The following is a 20,770-nucleotide window of genomic DNA, read 5'->3' on the forward strand; positions in this document are numbered from 1 at the left end:
AGGCAACCGTATCTGCAATCGGAAATCACGATGTCCAACGCTTCCTCTAAAACCCCCGTCGTCGCGCGCATGCGCGTGATTCCCGTCGCCGGGCGCGACAGCATGCTGCTGAACCTCAGCGGCGCGCACGGTCCCTTTTTCACGCGCAACGTCGTCGTCCTCGAAGACAGCGAGGGCCGCGCGGGCGTGGGCGAGGTGCCGGGCGGGGAAGGGATCCGCCGTACGCTCGAAGAAGCGGCCGCACTCGTGGTCGGCGCGCCGATCGGCCGCTGGCAGGACGTGCTGAACGCGGTGCGCCGGCAGTTCGCCGACCGCGACTCGGGCGGACGCGGCACGCAAACGTTCGATCTGCGCATCGCCGTGCATGCCGTGACCGCCATCGAAGCGGCGCTGCTCGATCTGCTCGGCCAGCACCTCGAGGTACCCGTGGCGGCGCTGCTCGGCGAAGGGCAGCAACGCTCGCATGTACCGATGCTCGGCTACCTCTTTTACGTCGGCGAACGCGAGCGCACGGCGCTCGACTATCGCAGCGAGCGCGATGCCGACGACGCCTGGTTCCGCCTGCGCAACGAACCGGCGCTCACGCCCGACGCCGTCGTAGCGCTCGCGGCCGCCGCGCGCGAGCGCTACGGCTTCCGCGATTTCAAGCTGAAGGGCGGCGTGCTCTCCGGCGAAGAGGAAATCGCCGCCGTCACGGCGCTCGCGAAGCGCTTTCCCGATGCGCGCATCACGCTGGATCCGAACGGCGCATGGTCGCTTGCGGAAGCGGTGCGGCTGTGCCGCGACAAGCACGACGTGCTTGCTTATGCCGAGGATCCTTGCGGCGCCGAGAACGGCTATTCGGGCCGCGAGATCATGGCGGAGTTCCGCCGTGCCACGGGCCTGCCGACCGCCACGAACATGATCGCAACCGACTGGCGCCAGTTCGGCCATGCCGTGTCGTTGCAATCGGTCGACATCCCGCTTGCCGACCCGCACTTCTGGACGATGCGCGGCTCGGTGCGCGTGGCGCAGCTCTGTGCGGAGTGGGGGCTCACCTGGGGATCGCACTCGAACAATCACTTCGACATCTCGCTCGCGATGTTCACGCACGTGGCGGCGGCGGCACCGGGCCGGATCACGGCAATCGACACCCACTGGATCTGGCAGGACGGCCAGCGCCTCACCCGCGAGCCGTTTAAGATCGTCGAAGGGCAGGTGGCCGTGCCCAAGCGCGGCGGCCTTGGGGTCGAGATCGACGAGGAAGCGCTGGCGGCGGCGCACGCGCTTTATCTTGAGCACGGGCTCGGCAGCCGCGACGACGCGGTGGCGATGCAGTACCTCATTCCGGGATGGACGTTCGACAACAAACGTCCGTGCCTCGTGCGCTGAAGCGGGTTCGCGCGACGCACGCAGTAACGATGTCACGATGGAGTCTCTAGCAATGTCCGTTTCTTCAACCGCGCCCGAGCAGGCTGCCGAGCGCGCTCTCACGATCCGCGTCGACGAGCGCGACAACGTCGCCATCGTCGTCAACGCGCGCGGACTGCCCGCGGGCACGGCGCTCGACGACGGCACCGTCCTTGCGCAGGGCGTGCCGCAAGGGCACAAGGTGGCGCTGGCCGATATCGCCGAGGGCGAGGCGGTGGTGCGCTATGGCGAGATCATCGGCTATGCGTCGCGCGCGCTGCCGCGCGGCAGCTGGGTAGACGAGCATGCGGTGCAGTTGCCACAGCCGCCCGCACTCGACGCGCTGCCGCTCGCCACGCGCAAGGCGCCCGATCTGCCGCCGCTCGAAGGCTATACGTTCGAGGGGTACCGCAACGCGGACGGCACGGTAGGCACGAAGAACGTGCTCGGCATCATGACGAGCGTGCAGTGCGTGGCGGGCGTGACCGACTATGTCGTCGATCGCATCAAGCGCGAGTTGATGCCGCGTTATCCGAACGTCGACGACGTCGTGGCTCTCACGCACACGTATGGCTGCGGCGTGGCGATCAATGCGCCCGCGGCGATCGTGCCGATCCGTACGCTGCAGAATCTGGCCGTGAACCCGAACTTCGGTGGCGAAGTGCTCGTGATCGGGCTTGGCTGCGAAAAACTCGTGCCCGAGCGGCTCGTGCCGTCGCAGCTCGCGCCGGGCGGCCGGATTCCGATCGAAGTGGCCGGCAAGGCCGAGTCGCCCGTGATGTCGCTGCAAGACGAGGCATACCACGGCTTCGGCGAAATGGTCGATGCGATCCTCGAGATGGCCGACAAGCGCCTCGCGCGGCTCAACGAACGCCGCCGCGAGACGTGCCCGGCTTCGGACCTCGTCATCGGCGTGCAGTGCGGCGGCAGCGACGCGTTCTCGGGCGTGACGGCCAATCCCGCGGTGGGCTATGCGGCCGATCTGATCGTGCGCGCCGGTGGCACCGTGATGTTCTCGGAAGTGACGGAGGTGCGCGACGCAATCCATCTGCTTACGCCGCGTGCCGTCGACGAGGAAGTGGGGCGCGCGCTGCTGCGCGAGATGGCGTGGTACGACGATTATCTGAGCGGCGGCCGTGCCGACCGCAGCGCGAACCCCTCGCCCGGCAACAAGCGCGGCGGGCTGTCGAACGTGGTGGAGAAGGCGCTCGGCTCGATCGTGAAGTCGGGCACGAGCCCGATCGTCGACGTACTTGGCCCTGGCGAGAAGATGCGCCGCAAGGGGCTCATCTTCGCGGCCACGCCCGCGAGCGATTTCGTCTGCGGCACGCTGCAGCTCGCCTCGGGTATCAACCTGCAAGTGTTCACAACCGGCCGCGGTACCCCTTACGGCCTCGCCATGGCACCCGTCATCAAGGTCTCGACGCGCAAATCGCTCTCCGAGCGCTGGCACGATCTGATCGACCTCGACGCCGGCCGGATCGCCACGGGCGAGAAGACGATTGCCGATATCGGCTGGGAGCTGTTCCAGATGATCCTGGACGTGGCGAGCGGCCGCAAGGAGGTCTGCGCGGACAAGCTTGGGCTGCGCAACGATCTCGTTCTGTTCAATCCGGCTCCGGTGACCTGACATGACAACCGATATCCAGATGGCTGCCGATCCGCTCGACGGCATCAGCGTCCGCTGCGGCCGTATCCTGCTCACGGGCGCGGCGGGCAACCTCGGCCGCGTGCTGCGCGAGCGGCTCACGCGCTACTGCGACGTACTGCGCTCGTCCGACCTCGCCCCGCTCGCCGAGCTCGGCGAACGAGAAGAGTCGATGCCGTGCAATCTGGCCGACGCAAAGGCCGTCGATGCGCTCGTGCGCGGATGCGATGCGATCGTGCATCTGGGTGGCGTGTCGGTCGAGCGGCCGTTCGAGGAAATTCTGCCGGCGAACATCGAGGGTACTTACCATCTTTACGAGGCGGCGCGGCGCCACGGCGTGAAGCGCATCGTCTTCGCGAGCTCGAACCACGTCACCGGTTTTTATCGGCAAGACGAGGTGATCGGCCCCGAAGACCCGCCGCGCCCCGATGGCTACTATGGCATCTCGAAGGCGTTCGGCGAGCAGCTCGCGCGCTTTTACTTCGACCGCTACGGCATCGAGACGGTTTCGATCCGCATCGGCTCGTCGTTTCCCGAGCCGAAGGACCGCCGCATGCTGACGACGTGGCTCGGCTACGACGATCTCGAGCAGCTCGTGCGCCGCGCGATGTTCGTGCCGAACGTTGGCTGCCTCGTTGTATATGGTGTGTCGGCCAATCGCGACTGGTGGTGGAACAACGACGCGGCCGCGGCGAAGCTCGGCTACGTGCCGGCTCAAACGAGCGAGCCGTGGCGCGCGCGCATCGAGAACCAACAGGCGCCGCTTCCCGAAACGGATCCGGTGCGCCGTTATCAGGGCGGCGGGTTCGTCGTGGCGGGGCCATTCGGCGACTGAGGCGCACATGCTGCAGACGGTATCGGTCGAGCGGATCGGAGACATGCGATGCGAAGTGGGCGAAAGCCCGCTCTGGCTTGCGCACGCGGGCGTGCTTTATTGGACCGACATCACGGGCCGCAGGCTCTGGCGTTTCGATGAAGGAACCGGGCGCGCCGACAGTTGGGCCCTGCCCGAGATGGCCGGCTCGCTCGCGGCGATCGAGGGCGGTGGGCTCGCGCTCGCGATGGAATCGGGCATTTACCGTGTGCCGGTGCCGCAGCCTGGCGACATGATCGGCACGCCGCAGCCGCTCGCGCGCGTGGCGCACGCGCGCGCCGACATGCGCTTCAACGACGGCCGCTGCGACCGGCAAGGGCGCTTCATTGCCGGCACGATGGTGCTCGATACGGCGCTTGCATTGCCGCTCGGCATGCTGTTGCAGCTCGATACGGCGGGGCGCCGCTTCGAGACGCTCGAGCGCGGGCTCATCGTTTCCAACGGCTTGGCGTTCAGCCCCGACGGGCGCACCATGTATCTGTCCGACTCGCACGCGAGCCGTCAGACGGTCTGGGCCTTCGAATACGACGTCGACACGGGAAAGCCGTACAACCGACGTATCTTCATCGACATGACCGCGCACGCGGGCCGCCCGGACGGCGCGGCCGTCGATGCCGACGGCTGCTACTGGATCTGCGGCAACGACGCGGGGCAGGTGCATCGCTTCACGCCGGACGGCCGGCTCGATCGCAGCATCGAAGTGCCGGTGGCCAAGCCGGCGATGTGCGCATTCGGCGGCGAGCGGCTCGACACGCTTTACGTAACGTCGATCCGCACCGCGGACGATCCGCTTTCCGGGGCGCTCTTCGCGATGCGCCCCGGCGTGACAGGGTTACCGGAACCTGCGATGCGCTTATGACGCCGCAGGCCGGAAAAACGGGGGCGCGCCGCGAGGCACGCATTGAATCCAAGCAAACGGCATACAGGAAAAGGGACCATGCTTAACTACGGAGGAGACATGAAAGGTAAGCATTTCGTGCATCGCGCGGGCCGCATCGCGGCGGCGCTGTGCTTTTCGTTGACGGCGGCGGCGAGCTTCGCGGCCGACCCCGTCTCGCTGAACGTCGTCGACGTAGCGGGCAACCTCGCGTTGACCAAGGCCGGCTTCGAAGCATTCAAGGCGAAGTATCCGGACCTCGTCAGCAATATCACTTATACGAATGCGCCGGCGCCGCAACTGCCGGGCAAGATCAAGGCGATGCAAGGGGCGGGCCGCTCCGATATCGACCTCGTTCTCACGGGTACCGATGCGCTTGCCGCCGGCATCGAGCAAAAGCTCTGGATGAAACTGCCGGAGAAGATGCTCGGCGACGCGAACGGCAAATACGCGCCGGGTCCGAAGGAGATGCAAAAGCTCGCGCAGGGCGAAGGCCTCGAAGTAACGTTCATGCCGGCTGGCCCGCTCGTCGAATACAACCCCGCCAAGGTGCCGCCCGCCGAGGTGCCGAAGACGCCTGAGCAACTGCTCTCGTGGTGCAAGGCGCACCCGGGCAAGTTCATCTATGCGCGCCCCGCCAACTCGGGCCCGGGCCGCACGTTCCTGATGGGCCTGCCTTATATCCTCGGCGACAAGGACCCGCAGGACCCGGAGAAGGGCTGGGACAAGACGTGGGCCTTCCTCAAACAGCTCAACGAATGCGTGCCTTACTACGCCGGCGGCACGTCGGCCGTGATGAAGGAACTCGGCGAAGGTACGCGTGACATGACCGTCACCGTGACGGGCTGGGACATCAATCCGCGCGCGCTCGGCATCGTGCCCGCCGAGTTCAAGGTGCAACCGTTCGACAACATGAAGTGGGTCAACGATGCCCACTACATGGTCATTCCGAAGGGGGTGCCGAAGGAGAAGGTCGAAGTACTCGAGAAGATGATGAACTTCATGCTCGAGCCCGCGCAACAGGCGATGACCTACGACGACGGCTATTTCTATCCGGGCCCGGCGATCGATGGCCTCACGCCCTCGAACGCGCCCGAGAAGAGTCGCGTGGTGCTGCAGAAATTCGGTCGGCCCGAGTACGGCGGTTGGCTGAAGAAGTACCCGAACGTGCAGCCGCTGCCCGCCGACAAGATGGTCCAGGCGTTCCAGAAGTGGGACCGCGAGATCGGCTCGCAGAAGAAGTAACGCAAAGCGAACGCGGCGCGGCCGGCTCGACCGGCCGCGTCAGCCAGACGTCAGTCAGGAAATCATCATGAAGCATACTTTCGATCGGTTGCGTCTCAACTCGGTGTGTCGCAGCTTCGCCAACGCGGAAGGCGCGAACGTCGCAGCACTTCAAGGGCTCGATCTGAATATCGAACGCGGCGAGTTCATCGCGCTGCTCGGGCCGTCAGGATGCGGCAAGTCGACGGCGCTCAATTGCATCGCCGGCCTGCAGCCGCTCACAGGCGGTGAGATCTGGCTGGACGACAAACGTATCGACGTGCTGCCGCCCGAAAAGCGCGGCTTCGGCATGGTCTTTCAGAATTACGCGCTCTTTCCGCACATGAGCGTGCTCGACAACGTGGGCTTCGGCCTCAAGATGCGCGGCACGCCGAAGGCGGAAACCGAGCGCCGCGCGCGTGCCGCGCTGCAGCTCGTGCAACTTGTCGGACACGAGCACAAGCTGCCGGGCCAGCTCTCCGGTGGCCAGCAGCAGCGTGTTGCCATTGCGCGCGCGATCGTGATCGAGCCGCCCGTCGTGTTGATGGACGAGCCGCTCTCCAACCTCGATACGAAGCTGCGCATCGAAATGCGCGCCGAAATTCGCCGCATCCATGGCGAGCTCGAACGCGCGACGATCTACGTGACGCACGATCAGGACGAAGCCCTTTCGATGGCCGACCGCATCGTCGTCATGAAAGAAGGCGTGGTGCAGCAAGTCGCCTCCCCGAAGGAAGTCTACGGCCGCCCGCGCAATCTGCACGTCGCGCGGTTCATGGGATACCGCAACGTGGTGGCCTGCACGCTCGAGGGCACGGCGGGCGAGGGCGTGTCGGTGCAGGCGGGCGGCGTGAAATTCGTCGCCTCGGCGATGGAAGAGTTCGACTCGAAGTCGGCCATGCTCGCCATCCGCCCCGAAGACCTCGTGCGCGCGCAACCGGGTTCGCCCAATGCGTTCGAGGTCGATGTCGACGTTGTCGAATACGGCGGCCGCGATTCGCTGCTTTTCGTGAAGGCACCGTTTGGCCAGCTCTGGGCGCGCGTGGAAGGCGAGTTCGCCGAAGGCGAGCGCGTCACGCTGGCTGTCGCGAGCGATCGCGCGCTCGTCTACCGGCCGGAGCTCGCATCATGAGCGCGCTCTCGCTATCGGGCCCGCGCGACGCAAAGGGCTGGCTCGTCACCCCGGCTCTCGGGTTTATTCTGGCGCTCTTCGTCTACCCGTTCGCCTACGGCCTGATGCTTTCGTTCGAGCCGATGAACGGCGGTGGGATTCTCGCCAACTACACGACGTTCTTCACCGACAGCGCGATGTGGCCGACGGTCCTCGTGACGCTGAAGCTCGCCGTGCCCGCAACGATCATCAATGTCGGATTGTCGGTCCCCGCAGCGTTCGCGCTGCGGCGCAAGTCGCCGTATCAGAAGTTCGTGACGACGTTGCTCGTGATCCCCGTCACGCTAGGCACTGTGCTGATCGCCGACGGCATGCTGAGCTATTTCTCGCCGAACGGATGGTTTACGCAGGCGGTGCAGGCGCTCCATCTTTACGGCGACGAAGTCCGGCTCACACACAACTACTGGGGCGTGCTGATTTCGCTTGTCGTCTCGGGCTTTCCATTCGCGTTCCTGCTGACGCTCTCGTATGTGACCGGCATCGACCCGACGCTCGCGCGCGCGGCTGCGACGCTTGGCGCGGGCCCCTGGCAGCAGTTCCGGCAAGTCTATCTGCCGCTGCTCGTGCCTGGCCTCACCATGGCGGCATGCCTTTCGTTCGTGCAGGCGTTTTCGGTGTTTCCGTCCGCCGTCCTGCTCGGCGCGCCGGCGGGGCCGACGCGCGTGATTTCGATCGCCGCGTCCGAAGCCGCGTTCGAGAACTACGATTATTCGCTCGCCTCGACGATCGCCATCGTCATGGGCTTCGTGCAGTTGCTCGTCGTGGCCGGTATGTTGGGCGCTCGCCGCTTCTTCTATACAGGTCCGGTGACGGGAGGGAAAGGCTGATGACCACCGATAACCAAACTGCTCGCGCGCTGCCGCTGCGCGAGTCGCTGGGCGGCCGCGGCACGCAGTCGAACACGCGGCCGACCAAGCAGACCGAAGGCGTGGGCTCGCGCCTGTGGCGCGTGCTCGTCTGGGGCGTCATGGCGTTCTTCCTGCTCAACGTGCTGCTGCTGATCGCCACCGTGGCCGTGAATTCGATCGCGACGCGCTGGTTCGGCACGCCTTTGCCGCAGGGTTTCACGCTGCACTGGTACGCGCAGGCATGGAGCGACTTTCAGCTCTCGAGCGTGCTGTGGGTGACCGTCGAAGTCGTCGGCGCCGTCGTACTGCTGTCGATCGCGCTCGGCGTGCCGGCCGCTTATGCGCTCGCTCGGGCGCAGTTCCCCGGCAAGCGCATTGCGATGCTCGTGTTCTTGTTGCCGCTCATGGTGCCGCCCGTCACGTACGGCATCCCGATGGCCACCGTCATGTACAAGGTGGGGTTGGCCGGTACGCTCGGCGGCGTGATTCTCGCGAACCTCGTGCCTGCGCTGCCGTTCGTGATTCTCGTCATGACGCCGTTCATCGAGCAGATCGACCCGAACCTCGAGGCGGCCGCACGCATCTTCGGTGCGAACACGGCGCGCTATTTCCGCCATGTGCTGCTGCCGCTGCTCGTGCCGGGCATGCTCGCCGCGGGCCTGCTCGTGCTCGTGCGCACGATCGGCATGTTCGAGCTCACGTTCTTTACGGCCGGGCCCAGCACGCAGACGCTCGTCGTCGCACTCTATTACGCCGTGTTCTCGACGGGCGTACGGGCGCCGCAGGCAATCGATGCGATGGCGATGATCTACATGGGCATCACGCTCGTGTGGGTGATCATCGCGCTGCAGTTCGTGAGCCCGACGCAGCTCGTCTCGCGTGTGAAGGAGCAGCGCTGAGCCAGATGAGCCATTGCCGCGGCGACCGTTCGCCGCGGTTGTCGCTGTGGTATCCACCTTCGGCTTCTCGTCAACGGCTGATAACGAGAAAGTGGATGCCGGCCCCGGCAAGTTGCTGAGCATCGATTCGATCGCTGTTCGGCGGTGAGGCGAGCGCGAGGTGGGCAAGGGGCGGCTTGCGATCGAGCAACAAGCAGGAGCCAGGAAGTGCAATCGAAACGCATGGGCAATATGCGTTGATGGATGATCGAGCTCATCGCGTGATTGGCATCGTCGGTCTCATTTGGAGCGCGCACAGGTTCTCGCTTTATCGGTCGCCCGCGCAGCAAAGGCGGCTCTCTCGGCCGCCGAATGCGAGTACATTCTCGCGGGGCAGGAGCCACCGCATGCAAGTGTGCTTGCCGAGTCGCCTTGGAAGCAGATCATCGCGAGCCGGCAGTTCTGGGGTAGTGCGATTCCGCGCTTTCTTTCCGACCCCCGCGTGGCAGACGTTCAATTTCTGAATCCCGCTTTACATACATGGCCACGGTTCGTCATATGAACCTGCAGGAGATCGCCATGTTCACATGGCTGCCGTTCTCGCAACCGATATCGGCTGCGTGTTCGGCGGGTATCTGACTCCTGATATCAGAAGCGATTCGGCACGTTGCTGATTGCCTCGCGCAAGAGGGTGATGGCAACGGGGCGGTTTGCACGATCGGGCCGGCGTGTATCGGCCTCTATATGGCGATCGCGCTCTTTTGTGTCGGCGGCTTAGCGCATCAGACGCTTCCCGCTGCGCTTTATACGCTTGCTTCAGACGTGTTCGGCTGCCATGAACTGGGTACGGCTACTGGCTTGGCCGGGATGTCCGGCTATCTCGGCGCGACGCTGTTCTCGCTCGCGGTGGGCACGCTCGTGACGGCGGTCGGCTACGATCTGCTCTTCGTGGCATTGGCCGTCTTCAATATCGTTGCCGCCATCGTGCTTTGGATGCTGCTGCCGGACGAGCGGCACGGGGCTACCAACCGATCGAGCAGGAAAGCGGCGTATCTTGCTCGATGCCTGGCATCAAGCGATGGAAGCGCCGCGACCGCGGCGCTTCATGATCGCGTCACGCTTGATCTTCAAGCACTGAAATCTCCCATCGGCGTCCTGTCTAATCGCTGCGCTCCTACCCACCTGCGCACGCAAACAATACGGATCGCTGCAACGCATTCTATTGGTCGAATGCATCGCGCTGGCAGTTGACCTCGCCCGCTGCAGCCCCACAAAAGTCTTTCCGTTTGTCCGATTTGACAGTGGGGCTCCACGCGCTCCGAGGTGGCGGCTTTACGCTCGTCACCGAACGATGAGTGTGTCCGTGCGAAATTATCCCTGAGGCACATTTTCGGTTTCGCCTCGCGAACACAACAGGGACGGCGATCTGAATAGAACCGTAAAAGCCTTTCTTTGATACACGAAATGGAGCAGATGTCATGAATGAACGAATTAGAAGATCAATCTATTTCCTGTCGGAAAGAGGGATGCCTAAAGAGAAGATGGCCCCTCCCCTGATACGTCAAATGTGGCGAGTGGGGTTGAGTATTCCCCCGCTTTGCTTCCTTGGTGGATTGCACGTATTCCTTCTCATCGGCTGCTTGTCTTGCATGGCGTGGGCGTGCATTGCGCTTGTTGCGGTCATTTGGGGGCTGTGGGACATGTCCGCGCAGTATTTGATTGTTAGTTCTATCGTGTTTGGTGTTGTGTTGGGGGTGTACTCGTCCTTTAAATACATGGGTTTGAAGAAAAAATATGATGTTCCGGATTGGAGGGATTTCTAAAGTTATGTCGTAGTTGTCGTTTGTATTTGGAATTAAATTTTAACTGTAATATATTTTTACGTAAAGGAATGAAATTGAGGATTCTCGAACAACACGAAATCGATTTGGTTGGGGGGGCTGGCGAGGCGTCCGCTTCGGGGGCGGCCATGACTATTCTCCAAACGAGCGCAGCTGGAGCCGCGGTCGGCGCCGCGGTTGGCGGACCAACGGGAGCGTTTGTCGGCTCCGCGGTCGGTGCTGGTATCGGAGCAGCTCATGCTCTTCCTGGCGGGCTGAACGTCTGGATGCCTCAAGCTGATTTGTTTTCAGGGCGTCAGCCCTGATGAGTAAAACGTCGTTTCGGTTGCCGCAGATCTGGGACTAACAAGAAGCGGCGTTACATGGTGGCGCATCCGTATTATCGGAGAGCGCCATTTATAAATATGGAATTATGTGTAGAGGGCGGAATGTGCATTTGATTGACTGTTTATCCTGATTGGGTTAGTTGTCATCAATAAAGATTGCATCGGCGTGGGTGATTTTGTTACGACTGGCGTTGGAGTGGAAGGGCAATGTCGCGCATTAGATTTTTTCGTGCCGAGGCACAACAAGAGCGATGCGAGTCAGTAGTCGGCGGGGTCATAATGATTCACCCGTTATCGCTATCGGTACTAACGGCCACAATGGCCTCTATAGCGCTTGCCGTTATGCTGCTGTTTGTATTTGGCCGGTATACGCGCCGTATCACCGTTGAAGGTGTTGTTGTGCCGGATGTCGGACTGGTCAAGGTATACGGGCAGCAGCCGGGCGTTGTGCTGCATAAGAATGTCTCGGAGGGGCAGCATGTGATGGGAGGCGCAGTACTATATACAATTTCGACCGACTTACAGAGTGCTGTAGAGGGCCAAACGCACGCGGCGCTGATAGAACGGGCGCATCAGCGCAAGGAGTCGTTGCAGCAAGAGATGAAAAAAATCCGTGAGCTACAGCAAGCGGAGCGCGAAACAGTTATGGCGAAACTCGTGAGCTTGCGCACGGAACGGGCGCGCATCGAGGACCAGCTTGCGACCCAAAGCGAGCGATTAAAGATCGCTGCTGACGATGTTACGCGATACGAGCGCTTGCACGGGCAGGACTACATTTCGACCGACCAACTGCACCAACGGAAAACCGACTTGCTCGAGCAGAAATCGAAGTCGCTCGGCTTGCAGCGGGAGCGAGGGCGACTATTGCAGTCCCTGAAAGAGACAGCGAATGAACTCGAGGGACTCGATCTGAAACAGCAGAACCTGCTCGCCCAAATCGAGCGAAGTGTGATTGACATCGAGGAGACGATGATCGAGAGCCAAGCGCGCCGGGAAGTTGCGATTCCCGCACCGAGGTCGGGGATCGTCACTGCAGTAATCGCTGAGGCGGGACAAGCTGTCGGACTCGGCCGCCCCCTCGCGAGCATCGTGCCGGATGGCGCGGTTTGGCAGGTCCATCTGTTTGTGCCGAGTGCAGCCATTGGCTTCGTGCATATCGGCGATCATGTCCGTGTTCGCTACCGTGCCTATCCATTTCAGAAGTTCGGCCACTACGGCGCGCGGGTAGCATCGATCGCTCGTACTGCGCTTTCAGCCAACGAACTTTGGACGAGCGCACCACCGGCAGCCGACGGTAAGGCGTTCTATAGGGTTACGGCAACCCTGGACCAGCAGACGGTCGTTGCTTATGGCAAGCCGCAGTCGCTGCAGGCTGGCATGGCACTGGAGGCTGACATTCTGCAGGAGAGCCGGCGTCTCTACGAATGGGTGTTTCAGCCTCTGTACGGCGTCGCTGACAAATTCTGATTTCGCATCGCAAATGTCCTTTCTCGACCGACTGCATTTTGGCAGCCGTAAGTTACCAATGCTTCTTCAGACGGAAGCGCCGGAATGTGGGCTCGCATGTCTGGCGATGATTGCGGGCTACTACGGACATCACTTGGATCTTGCGACGCTTCGTGGTCGTTTTCCCCTGTCGCCGAGGGGTACCGGTTTGGCTCGGGTAATCGAAATCGCGCAGCGACTTGACTTTGCGAGCCGGGCATTAAAACTGGACGTCGATCAGTTGGATCAACTGCGGACGCCATGTATTCTCCACTGGAACTTTAACCACTTCGTTGTGCTGAAAGCGGTGACCAGCAAGGTCGTTGTGATTTATGATCCGGCGCAGGGTATTCGTAGGCTACCGTTCGACGCTCTCTCGCGATCATTTACGGGGGTCGCGTTGGAGTTATGGCCCGCGAGTAGCTTCGCACCGCGCAAAGCAGCACCCGCAGTTAAGTTACGCATGCTCATTGGGCCTGTATCAGGGCTATCGCGTGTCGTCTGCATCGTGCTGGTACTCGCGCTTGCTCTTGAAATATTTTCGCTCGTGCAGCCGCTGCTACTGCGCTGGGCGATAGACGAAGTCATTGTTGGCGGCGATCGCGACCTACTGACGGTGCTTGCACTCGGCTTTGGCCTGTTGCTGATCATGCAACAGGCGACGAGCGCTATGCGTGCATGGGCACTGCTGTACTTCAGCACGAATTTCAACGTGCAATGGCGCGCAAACGTATTCGCGCACCTACTTAATTTGCCAATTCGCTATTTCGAGCTGACCTGCCCCCATCAAACCGGGCCAGTCGGAACCTAGTAAAGTTCGTTTTCGGAGAGGAAGACGAACATGAAGAAGCGCTTTACGGAAGAACAAATCATCGGGTTTCTGAAGGAAGCCGAGGCCGGCATGCCGGTGAAGGAGCTGTGCAGGAAGCACGGCTTCAGTGACGCGTCGTTCTACACGTGGCGCGCGAAGTTCGGCGGCATGGAGGTGCCGGAAGCGCGCCGGTTGAAGGACCTGGAAGTCGAGAACGCGCGGCTGAAGAAGCTACTGGCCGAAGCGATGCTCGACATGGAAGCGCTGAAGGTGGTCGTCAAGGGAAAGCCCTGAGCCCACAAGCCAAGCGCGAGGCAGTGGCGGCGATTCGGGAGAAGGTCGACATCTCGGAGCGCCGTGCCTGCCGGCTTGTTGGGCTGTCTCGCAGCGTGTTGCATTACGAGTCGAAACCGGACCACGAGAACGAAGCGCTAACGGCGCGCCTGGTGGAACTGGCGCATGAGCGCCGGCGGTTCGGCCACCGGCGGCTGCATGCACTCGTGGAGCGCGAGGGCATTCACGCGAACCACAAGCGCGTGCATCGCCTTTACCGTGAGGCTGGGCTGGCCGTGCGACGCCGTCGTCGGCGCCACGGCGTCATGATTGAACGTGAGCAGTTGGCTTTGCCGGGCGGTCCCAATGAGGTTGGGTCAATCGATTTCGTAATGGATGCGCTGTCGAACGGGCGGCGTCTGAAGTGCCTGACTATCGTCGATGACTTCACCAAGGAGTCTGTTGATATCGTCGTGGACCACGGCATGTCCGGCTTGTACGTCGCACGAGCGTTAGACCGGGCAGCACGTTTCCGGGGCTATCCCAAAGCGCTGCGAACGGACCAGGGACCGGAATTTACGAGCCGGGCGCTTGACCAATGGGCCTACGCCAGTGGCGTTACGTTGAAATTGATTCAACCGGGCAAGCCGACGCAGAATGCGTACATCGAATCGTTCAACGGCAAGTTCCGCGACGAATGCCTTAACGAGCATTGGTTCAAGAGCCTTGCACATGCCCGAGCGGTCATCGCGGCGTGGCGTCAGGACTACAACGAGGACCGGCCCCACAGCGCATTGAATTATCTTTCGCCAGCAGAGTTCGCGGCGAAACATCGGGCAACAGCGGATGCTCCTGCCACTTTCCAGGAGCTGGTTTAAAGGGACTTTGCTAGAAGCCGGTTGGCCCTACCGAAGGGGGCAGGTCAGAGCGGCGACATATCGGGGAAATTATTTCACGTTTTGACTCGCTTGATGTAATTCAGAAAACGCTGACTAGCTCGTTCTTGAGCGCGATAGTCGACGGCCTTATGGCGACTGCGACGGTCGCGATAATGTTTGTCTATAGCTCACTGCTGGGTGCCGTCGCGCTCGCTTGTATGGCAATCTCTGCAGGATTACGCCGGATTTGGTACCAACCCTTGCAACGCGCCACAGAAGAACAGATCGTGCGGGCTGCTCGTCAGCAGAGTCATTTTCTTGAGACCCTTCGGGGTGTAAAAACGATAAAACTGTTTGTCGGACAAGACACCCGGCGCGCACGCTGGCTGTCGTTACTCGTCGAGCAGATTAACGCGGAGTTGTGCGCTCAGAAACGGATTCTATGGTACCAACAACTAAACGGTTTTCTCGTCGGTGTCGAAGGAATCCTCATTATCTGGCTGGGCGCACGGATGGTAATTGACGGGCAATTCACGGTAGGGATGCTGATGGCATTTAGCGCATATAAGGGGCAGTTCGACGGACGTGTTGGCAGCCTGATCGACAAATGCTTCGAAGTTCAGACGCTTAGATTGCACGGCGATCGACTCGCCGACATTGTGTTTGAGCAGCCAGAGCACCGTACGAACGCGCGCCACGTCGCGGGGGAGGAGGAAAACCTCGTGGCGAATATCGAATTTGACTCAGTCGGTTTCCACTACGCAGAGGGGGAGCCCGCGGTTCTCTGTGACATATCGTTTTCCGTTGCAGCGGGCGAATCCGTGGCCCTTGTTGGGCCGTCAGGTTGCGGTAAGACGACGTTGGTCAATCTGCTCCTTGGGGTCCTTAAGCCAACGGCAGGGCAGGTGCGAATCGGTGGTGTCGACGCGGACCGTCTTGGCCTCGACCGACTTCGGTCCTTATTCGGTACCGTACTGCAGGACGACGTTTTGTTTGCCGGATCTATTGCAGACAACATTAGCTTCTTCGATCCTAATGCGGACACAAACTGGATTGCCGAATGCGCGCGGCAGGCGGCAGTACACGCGGACATAATAGCGATGCCCTTGGCCTATAACACGTTGGTTGGCGATATGGGCTGCGTACTGTCGGGCGGGCAAAAGCAGCGTTTGCTGCTTGCTCGCGCGCTCTATAAGAGGCCGAAAATCCTCGTACTTGATGAGGCGACGAGCCATCTTGACCTACAGCGGGAACAGGAGGTTAACGCCGCGATTAGCTTGCTAGGGATAACTCGCATAATGGTCGCGCATAGGCCCGAGACAATCGCTTCGGCCGCGCGTGTGCTGGTGCTCGGCGGAGGGCGACTAGTAGTCGATCAGCCGACGACGATCTCCGTTGGCGGCACTATGCGTTCCGTCACGGATGCGGCCTTGTCGTCCGGCGCACCAACCGCATCCGCGGCATCGGCAGCCAACACTGTACCTACCGCGCCGTCGTCAACGGTCGCAGGGGAGCGCGACGAATGATGACGCGCCGTGATCTCGTCGTTGTTTCATTACTTGCAAGTCTTGCGTCTCATGCAGGTGACGCGGTGGCTATGCTCGATTTGCCTCGCACGTACGATGGCATATCGGTCACGCCCGAAAACCGGATCATTAACGATCGGTCATGCGTCCCGCTACCTACCGCGCGACCGCTGGAACTCGACGATGTCGTGCTACAGGCAGTCTGTGCGAGTCCCCAGGCGCGCCGGGCCTGGGCGCACGTACGCGCACAGACGGCTGCGCTCGGTGAAATCGAAGCGGGATATTTGCCGACGATCAGCGCGGCGGCAGGCAGCGACTACAGCACTTTTTCATCCACCCGCGATGACGGAGCAGGCTCCGTTCGCCAGTGGCGGAACGCGTCAGTGATATATGCGACGCTGAACCTTAACTGGGTGCTGCTCGATTTTGGTAAGCGTAATGCCGCCAAGCACCGAGCGCTGGCGTTGCTGGCGGCAGCGAACGCATCGCAGGACGAGATGCTGCAAGCTGTATTTTTTAAGGCAGCACAGGCCTTCTATACCGTGCTGGGAGCGCAGGCGGCGGTTGATGCTACTCGTAAGGCTGTGATGGTGGCGCATGAGAGTCTTCGCGCAACAAATGCCAAGCGCGAAGCTGGCGCCGGCGCTCTCGCGGATGTCCTGCAAGCACGGACGAGTTACCGACGTGCGGTGCTGGACAGTATGGAAGCTGAAGGCGACGCACGTGTCGCAATCGGAGCGCTTGCCGTTGCTATTGGGCTTGATGCGGGCACCCAGCTTGAAGTCGCACCGCTGCAGGCACGTGATGTCGATGTGCACGCTGACATCGACGCTGGCATTGATGAACTGATGAACGAAGCGAAATTCAGTCATCCCAAGCTTGCGGCAGCGCGAGCGATGCTTGACGATGCCCGCGCGAGCATTACCGTTGCTCGCACGCAGGGCCGACCTTCCATTTCGTTGGCCGGTAGTCTTTCTCAGAGCAATCAGTTGTCCCACACGCAGCCGTCGACACACGGTGCACACAGCCGCAGGGGCATAATTGGCTTGAGGGTGACGATCCCACTGTTTGAGGGATTCGCGTCCAATCGCCGAGTTGAGCGCGCGCAGGCGCAGGCAGACGCACAGGAGGCGGTGCTGCGAGATACGGAGCTCCAAGTCTCGCTCGCCGTCTGGGAGAGCTATCACGGCGTGCTGACGCGCGCTGCTAATTTAACGAATTCGCAAGGCTTGCTCGAGGACGCCGAACGCGCGCTCGACCTCACGAGAGGCCGGTATAAGGAGGGTGTTGGTTCCTTTGCCGAGCTACTGAATGCGCAGACGGCACTGGCGGACGCGCAGAAGCAACGCGTACTGGCGGTATCGGGGTGGCGGACCGCGCGCCTGAAGCTTGCGGCGAGTCTTGGCAAACTGCGGCTCTGCGGTGCGGATCCTTAGACGTTCCGATAGAAGCGGGCGCCTGCCGGAAAGCCCCGCGGCGTGTCGATAGCGCACCGATCACAGGTCCGCTCAGCAGCGTTGTTCATCTGCGCTTTCCTCATGAGACTGCGTCTAAAGGATGCCGATACTCCCGGGCGGATTCCCATATGGCAGATACCGTCTCCGGCGTGCATTTCCAGATTGACGTGAGTCAATGGATTCCCCTGCTGCTGGCGTATCGTTCCGATACGATGAGGGCGCCCGCACGGGGCGCCTCGATACCATCGGCCAATCGGGGAAGTGTTGTGAGAAAGTGGTTATTCGGCGCCGGGATCGGCGTGATGGGGCGGCTCAATATGCCCGCCAAGTTGGGCATCGTGGCCCTGCTGTTCATGGTGCCGCTCTCGGCGACGTTCTACGTTACTGTACGAAGCGCACTCCAGTCGTATTCGGCGACGCGAAGCGAACTCGACGGCATCGCCCTGCTGGAGACGACGCAGGATCTGCTCAAGGCCGTGCAGACGCGCCGTGGCACGGGCGCTTCGGTGCTTGCCGGCAACGAAGCGATGAGGCCGGCGTTCGACGCGGCCAGCGCAGCTGGCGATCGTCTCGTCGCGACGCTCGGCGAGCGCAGCGCGACGATTCGCCGCTTCGATCTCTCGGCGCGCGTGCAGGCACTCGTCAAGCACTACCGTGAAGCCGTTACTCCCGGCCTCGATGCCTCGGGCCCCCAATTTTTTGCCACGCATACCGCCCTTGTCGGCGAAATCTTCGCATTCGAAAGCGATCTGGCGGACGCCGCGGCACTTGCATTCGATTCCGACGCGACCAATGAACGTCTCGTCAAAGCAGCCGTATTCCTGCTGCCGGGGACCGCGGAAACCGTCGGTATCACCCGCGGTGCGGGCAGCGCCGCGCTGAGCAAGGGAGGCGCGCAGTTGATCGGCTTCGACGCGGGCGTGCTCTCCGTGCGCGCCGGCGCGCTCGCGAACGCTCGCGACGAAATCACGCGGGCGTTGGGACGCCTGAGCGAATCGGACAAGGCTGACACGGCCGCCGTTTCCGCGATCGATCTGGGTGCATTCGATACGTTCCGCGAGACTGTCGCCCATCTGGCGAAGGACGGCGGCGTGGCGGGGGTAGACGCGGCTGCATTCTTCCGCCAGGGTTCCGATGCCATCGCCACGCTCGATGGCGCGCGTATTCGGCTCGAAGCGCGCCTCGCCAAGCGGCTCGAGGCGCGTGCGCACAGCGAGCGCAACACGGTCGGCGTGACGGTCGTGGTGTCGCTCATTTCCATCGGTGCCGCGCTCTATCTCTTCGCGGCGTTTGCGCTGCGCACGCAAAGCGATGTCGCGCAATTGTCGCGGGCGATGGCCCTCATTGGCAAAGGCGACCTGAGCATCGCGCTCGAAGCGAACGGAAAAGACGAGTTGGCGTTCGTCAAGCGCGAGCTCAACGAGCTTGTGGCGCAATGGAAATCGACCATCACGGCCACGCGCGGCGCGGCGCAATCGGTGCTCGTCGGCAGCCAGCAGATCGCGGCCGGCAATCAGGACCTGTCCCAGCGAACGGAGACGCAGGCGGCCTCGCTTCAGGAAACGGCGGCGAGCATGGAGGAGCTGACATCGACGGTGCGAAGCAATACGTCGAGTGCGTTGCACGCGAGCGCGTTGAGTACCGAGGCGTCGGGCCGCGCGGCGCATACGGGCACCGCAGTGGGCGATGCCGTGGCGCTCATGCGTGAATTGCGCGAGGAGTCCGACCGCATGGCCGAAATCGTGTCGGTCATCGAGGGCATCGCGTTTCAGACGAATATTCTCGCGCTCAACGCGGCCGTCGAGGCGGCGCGCGCCGGGGAACAGGGCAAGGGCTTCGCCGTCGTCGCCGGAGAGGTGCGCGGCCTCGCTCATCGCAGCGCCGAGGCGGCGAAGGACGTGAAGGCGCTGATCCATGCGTCCATCGATCGGGTGACGAGCGGCTCCGCGCGGTTTGCGGAGGTCGAGGCATCGATCGGCGCCGTGATCGATGCGATTGCCAGCGTGGACCGCATCGTCGGCGAGATTGCCTCCGCCAGCGAACAACAGACGCTGGGTATCGAACAAGTGAACGTAGCGATCGCTCAAATGGACGAGGTGACGCAGCGCAACGCGGCACTCGTCGAGCAGTCGGCCGCCGCGAGCGCTTCGCTCGAAGAGCAGGCCGGACAAATGGAGGAACTCGTCGGACGGTTCAAGGTGGCGTAGCATGCGGTCGGCTGCCCGCAGCCGATCGTCAATCCCCCGCCTGTGGATGCGCGCGAACCTTTCCGCGAAAGACGGTGTACTGGTAGACGTTGTAGCCGATCATGACCGGAACGAGGAGCCCGATGCCGATCAGCATGAAAACGAGCGTCGGCGAATCGGACGCCGCCTGCACGATGGCGAGCTTGCCCGGAACGAAATCGGGAAAGAGGCTTGCGGCGAGCCCGGCGAACGAGAACAAAAACAGCGCGACGGAAGCGCGAAAGGGCGCGGCGCTTCCTCCGAGATAAAGCGACCCCATGACGAATGCAAACGCCAGCGCGGCCGCCGCGCCGAGCGCGAGCAAGAGGTGGAACACGCCGGGCTGGCCCCAGCGCGCGCGGCCGATGTCGCTGACGAGCCACGTCGCGGCCGTCAACACGAGCGCGCATGCGACGGTAGCCGACGCACTGAGCAGCGCGACACGCCGCGCCCATTGCTCGATCGCGCCCACTGTCTTCTTGACGAGATAGGTTGCGCCGAGCAGCGAGTAACCGGTTACTACGCCAATGGCCGAGACGGTGACGAACGTCGTATTCGCGGCACCCGGTGCGAAGGCCGTGATCACCTTGCCGAGAATGATGCCCTGGGCCACGGCGGCGAGCAGGCTGCCCAACCCGAAGACCCTGTCGAACAACGGGCCATGCTCCGCGCTGTGGCGGAACTCGATGGCGGCCCCTCGCATGATGAGGCCTGCGATAAGTGCCATGAACGGCAGATAGAGCGCTTGCAGCAGCATCGAATAAGCGGCGGGAAACGCGCCGAACAAGGCGCCCCCCAGCACGACGAGCCAGGTCTCGTTGGCGTCCCAGACCTGTCCGATCGCGAGCGCCATCACGTCGCGATCGGCACGCCGCGGGCGCAGCAGGCTCAGCATGCCGATGCCGAGATCGAAGCCGTCGGCGATGACGTAGATCGCCAGCATCAGACCGATGAGGCCGAACCAGGCGATGGCGAGCATGGAATGAGTCGAGGCATCCAT

14 protein-coding genes and 3 pseudogenes are annotated in these 20,770 nt (G+C 62.4%); 16 read left to right on the forward strand and 1 reads right to left on the reverse strand.

Annotation, left to right across the window (positions count from 1 at the left end):
* Positions 1-30: 30 nt before the first annotated feature.
* The 16 genes and pseudogenes from gudD (at position 31) to U0034_RS14215 (ending at position 19,752) form a co-directional block, all read left to right on the forward strand.
* A complete protein-coding gene (gudD, locus tag U0034_RS14140) occupies positions 31-1,371 on the forward strand; it encodes a glucarate dehydratase (protein ID WP_085230298.1) in 1,341 nt (446 codons plus the stop codon).
* Positions 1,372-1,423: 52 nt separating this feature from the next.
* Complete coding sequence (garD, locus tag U0034_RS14145; RefSeq protein WP_085230297.1) at positions 1,424-3,019, forward strand: galactarate dehydratase; 1,596 nt, start codon at positions 1,424-1,426, stop codon at positions 3,017-3,019.
* Between the two features lies 1 nt (position 3,020).
* Positions 3,021-3,872: an NAD-dependent epimerase/dehydratase family protein gene (locus tag U0034_RS14150; RefSeq protein WP_085230296.1), complete on the forward strand. Its 852-nt coding sequence runs from the start codon at positions 3,021-3,023 to the stop codon at positions 3,870-3,872.
* Between the two features lie 7 nt (positions 3,873-3,879).
* Positions 3,880-4,770: an SMP-30/gluconolactonase/LRE family protein gene (locus U0034_RS14155; protein WP_085230295.1), complete on the forward strand. Its 891-nt coding sequence runs from the start codon at positions 3,880-3,882 to the stop codon at positions 4,768-4,770.
* Positions 4,771-4,869: 99 nt separating this feature from the next.
* Positions 4,870-6,033: an ABC transporter substrate-binding protein gene (locus U0034_RS14160; RefSeq protein WP_085230397.1), complete on the forward strand. Its 1,164-nt coding sequence runs from the start codon at positions 4,870-4,872 to the stop codon at positions 6,031-6,033.
* 67 nt (positions 6,034-6,100) lie between these two features.
* Entirely contained in the window at positions 6,101-7,183 is a 1,083-nt protein-coding gene (locus U0034_RS14165; RefSeq protein WP_085230294.1) for an ABC transporter ATP-binding protein, read from the forward strand.
* A complete protein-coding gene (locus U0034_RS14170) occupies positions 7,180-8,049 on the forward strand; it encodes an ABC transporter permease (protein ID WP_085230293.1) in 870 nt (289 codons plus the stop codon). Before U0034_RS14165 ends, U0034_RS14170 begins: the two co-directional genes overlap by 4 nt.
* A complete protein-coding gene (locus tag U0034_RS14175; RefSeq protein WP_085230292.1) occupies positions 8,049-8,969 on the forward strand; it encodes an ABC transporter permease in 921 nt (306 codons plus the stop codon). Before U0034_RS14170 ends, U0034_RS14175 begins: the two co-directional genes overlap by 1 nt.
* Positions 8,970-9,220: 251 nt before the next feature.
* Positions 9,221-9,986 (forward strand): annotated as a pseudogene (locus U0034_RS14180) (MFS transporter); the annotation flags it as partial.
* A 440-nt stretch (positions 9,987-10,426) separates the two neighbouring features.
* Positions 10,427-10,771, forward strand: coding sequence for a DUF6404 family protein (locus tag U0034_RS14185; RefSeq protein ID WP_139831219.1), 345 nt, complete (start codon positions 10,427-10,429; stop codon positions 10,769-10,771).
* A 551-nt stretch (positions 10,772-11,322) separates the two neighbouring features.
* Positions 11,323-12,582, forward strand: coding sequence for an HlyD family secretion protein (locus U0034_RS14190; RefSeq protein ID WP_085230290.1), 1,260 nt, complete (start codon positions 11,323-11,325; stop codon positions 12,580-12,582).
* Positions 12,583-12,595: 13 nt separating this feature from the next.
* A pseudogene (locus U0034_RS14195) lies at positions 12,596-13,372 on the forward strand (cysteine peptidase family C39 domain-containing protein); the annotation flags it as partial.
* A 69-nt stretch (positions 13,373-13,441) separates the two neighbouring features.
* Positions 13,442-14,562 (forward strand): IS3 family transposase gene (locus tag U0034_RS14200; RefSeq protein ID WP_143795509.1). Its coding sequence is split into 2 segments (ribosomal slippage): positions 13,442-13,700 and positions 13,700-14,562, totalling 1,122 coding nucleotides; the frame shifts between segments, so codons are not numbered across the junction.
* Between the two features lie 47 nt (positions 14,563-14,609).
* Positions 14,610-16,088 (forward strand): annotated as a pseudogene (locus U0034_RS14205) (peptidase domain-containing ABC transporter); the annotation flags it as partial.
* Entirely contained in the window at positions 16,085-17,524 is a 1,440-nt protein-coding gene (locus tag U0034_RS14210) for a TolC family protein (RefSeq protein ID WP_085230825.1), read from the forward strand. The pseudogene U0034_RS14205 and the gene U0034_RS14210, both read left to right, overlap by 4 nt.
* A 287-nt stretch (positions 17,525-17,811) precedes the next feature.
* Positions 17,812-19,752 carry a methyl-accepting chemotaxis protein gene (locus U0034_RS14215; RefSeq protein WP_102623153.1) on the forward strand — a complete coding sequence of 647 codons (1,941 nt, stop codon included), beginning with the start codon at positions 17,812-17,814 and terminating at the stop codon, positions 19,750-19,752.
* 28 nt (positions 19,753-19,780) lie between these two features.
* Here U0034_RS14215 and U0034_RS14220 read toward each other — a convergent pair whose 3' ends face one another.
* On the reverse strand, positions 19,781-20,770 hold the full coding sequence (locus tag U0034_RS14220) for a cytochrome d ubiquinol oxidase subunit II (protein ID WP_085230827.1): 990 nt from the start codon (positions 20,768-20,770) through the stop codon (positions 19,781-19,783).

The sequence above is a fragment of the Trinickia caryophylli genome, assembly GCF_034424545.1.
Taxonomy (GTDB): domain Bacteria; phylum Pseudomonadota; class Gammaproteobacteria; order Burkholderiales; family Burkholderiaceae; genus Trinickia; species Trinickia caryophylli.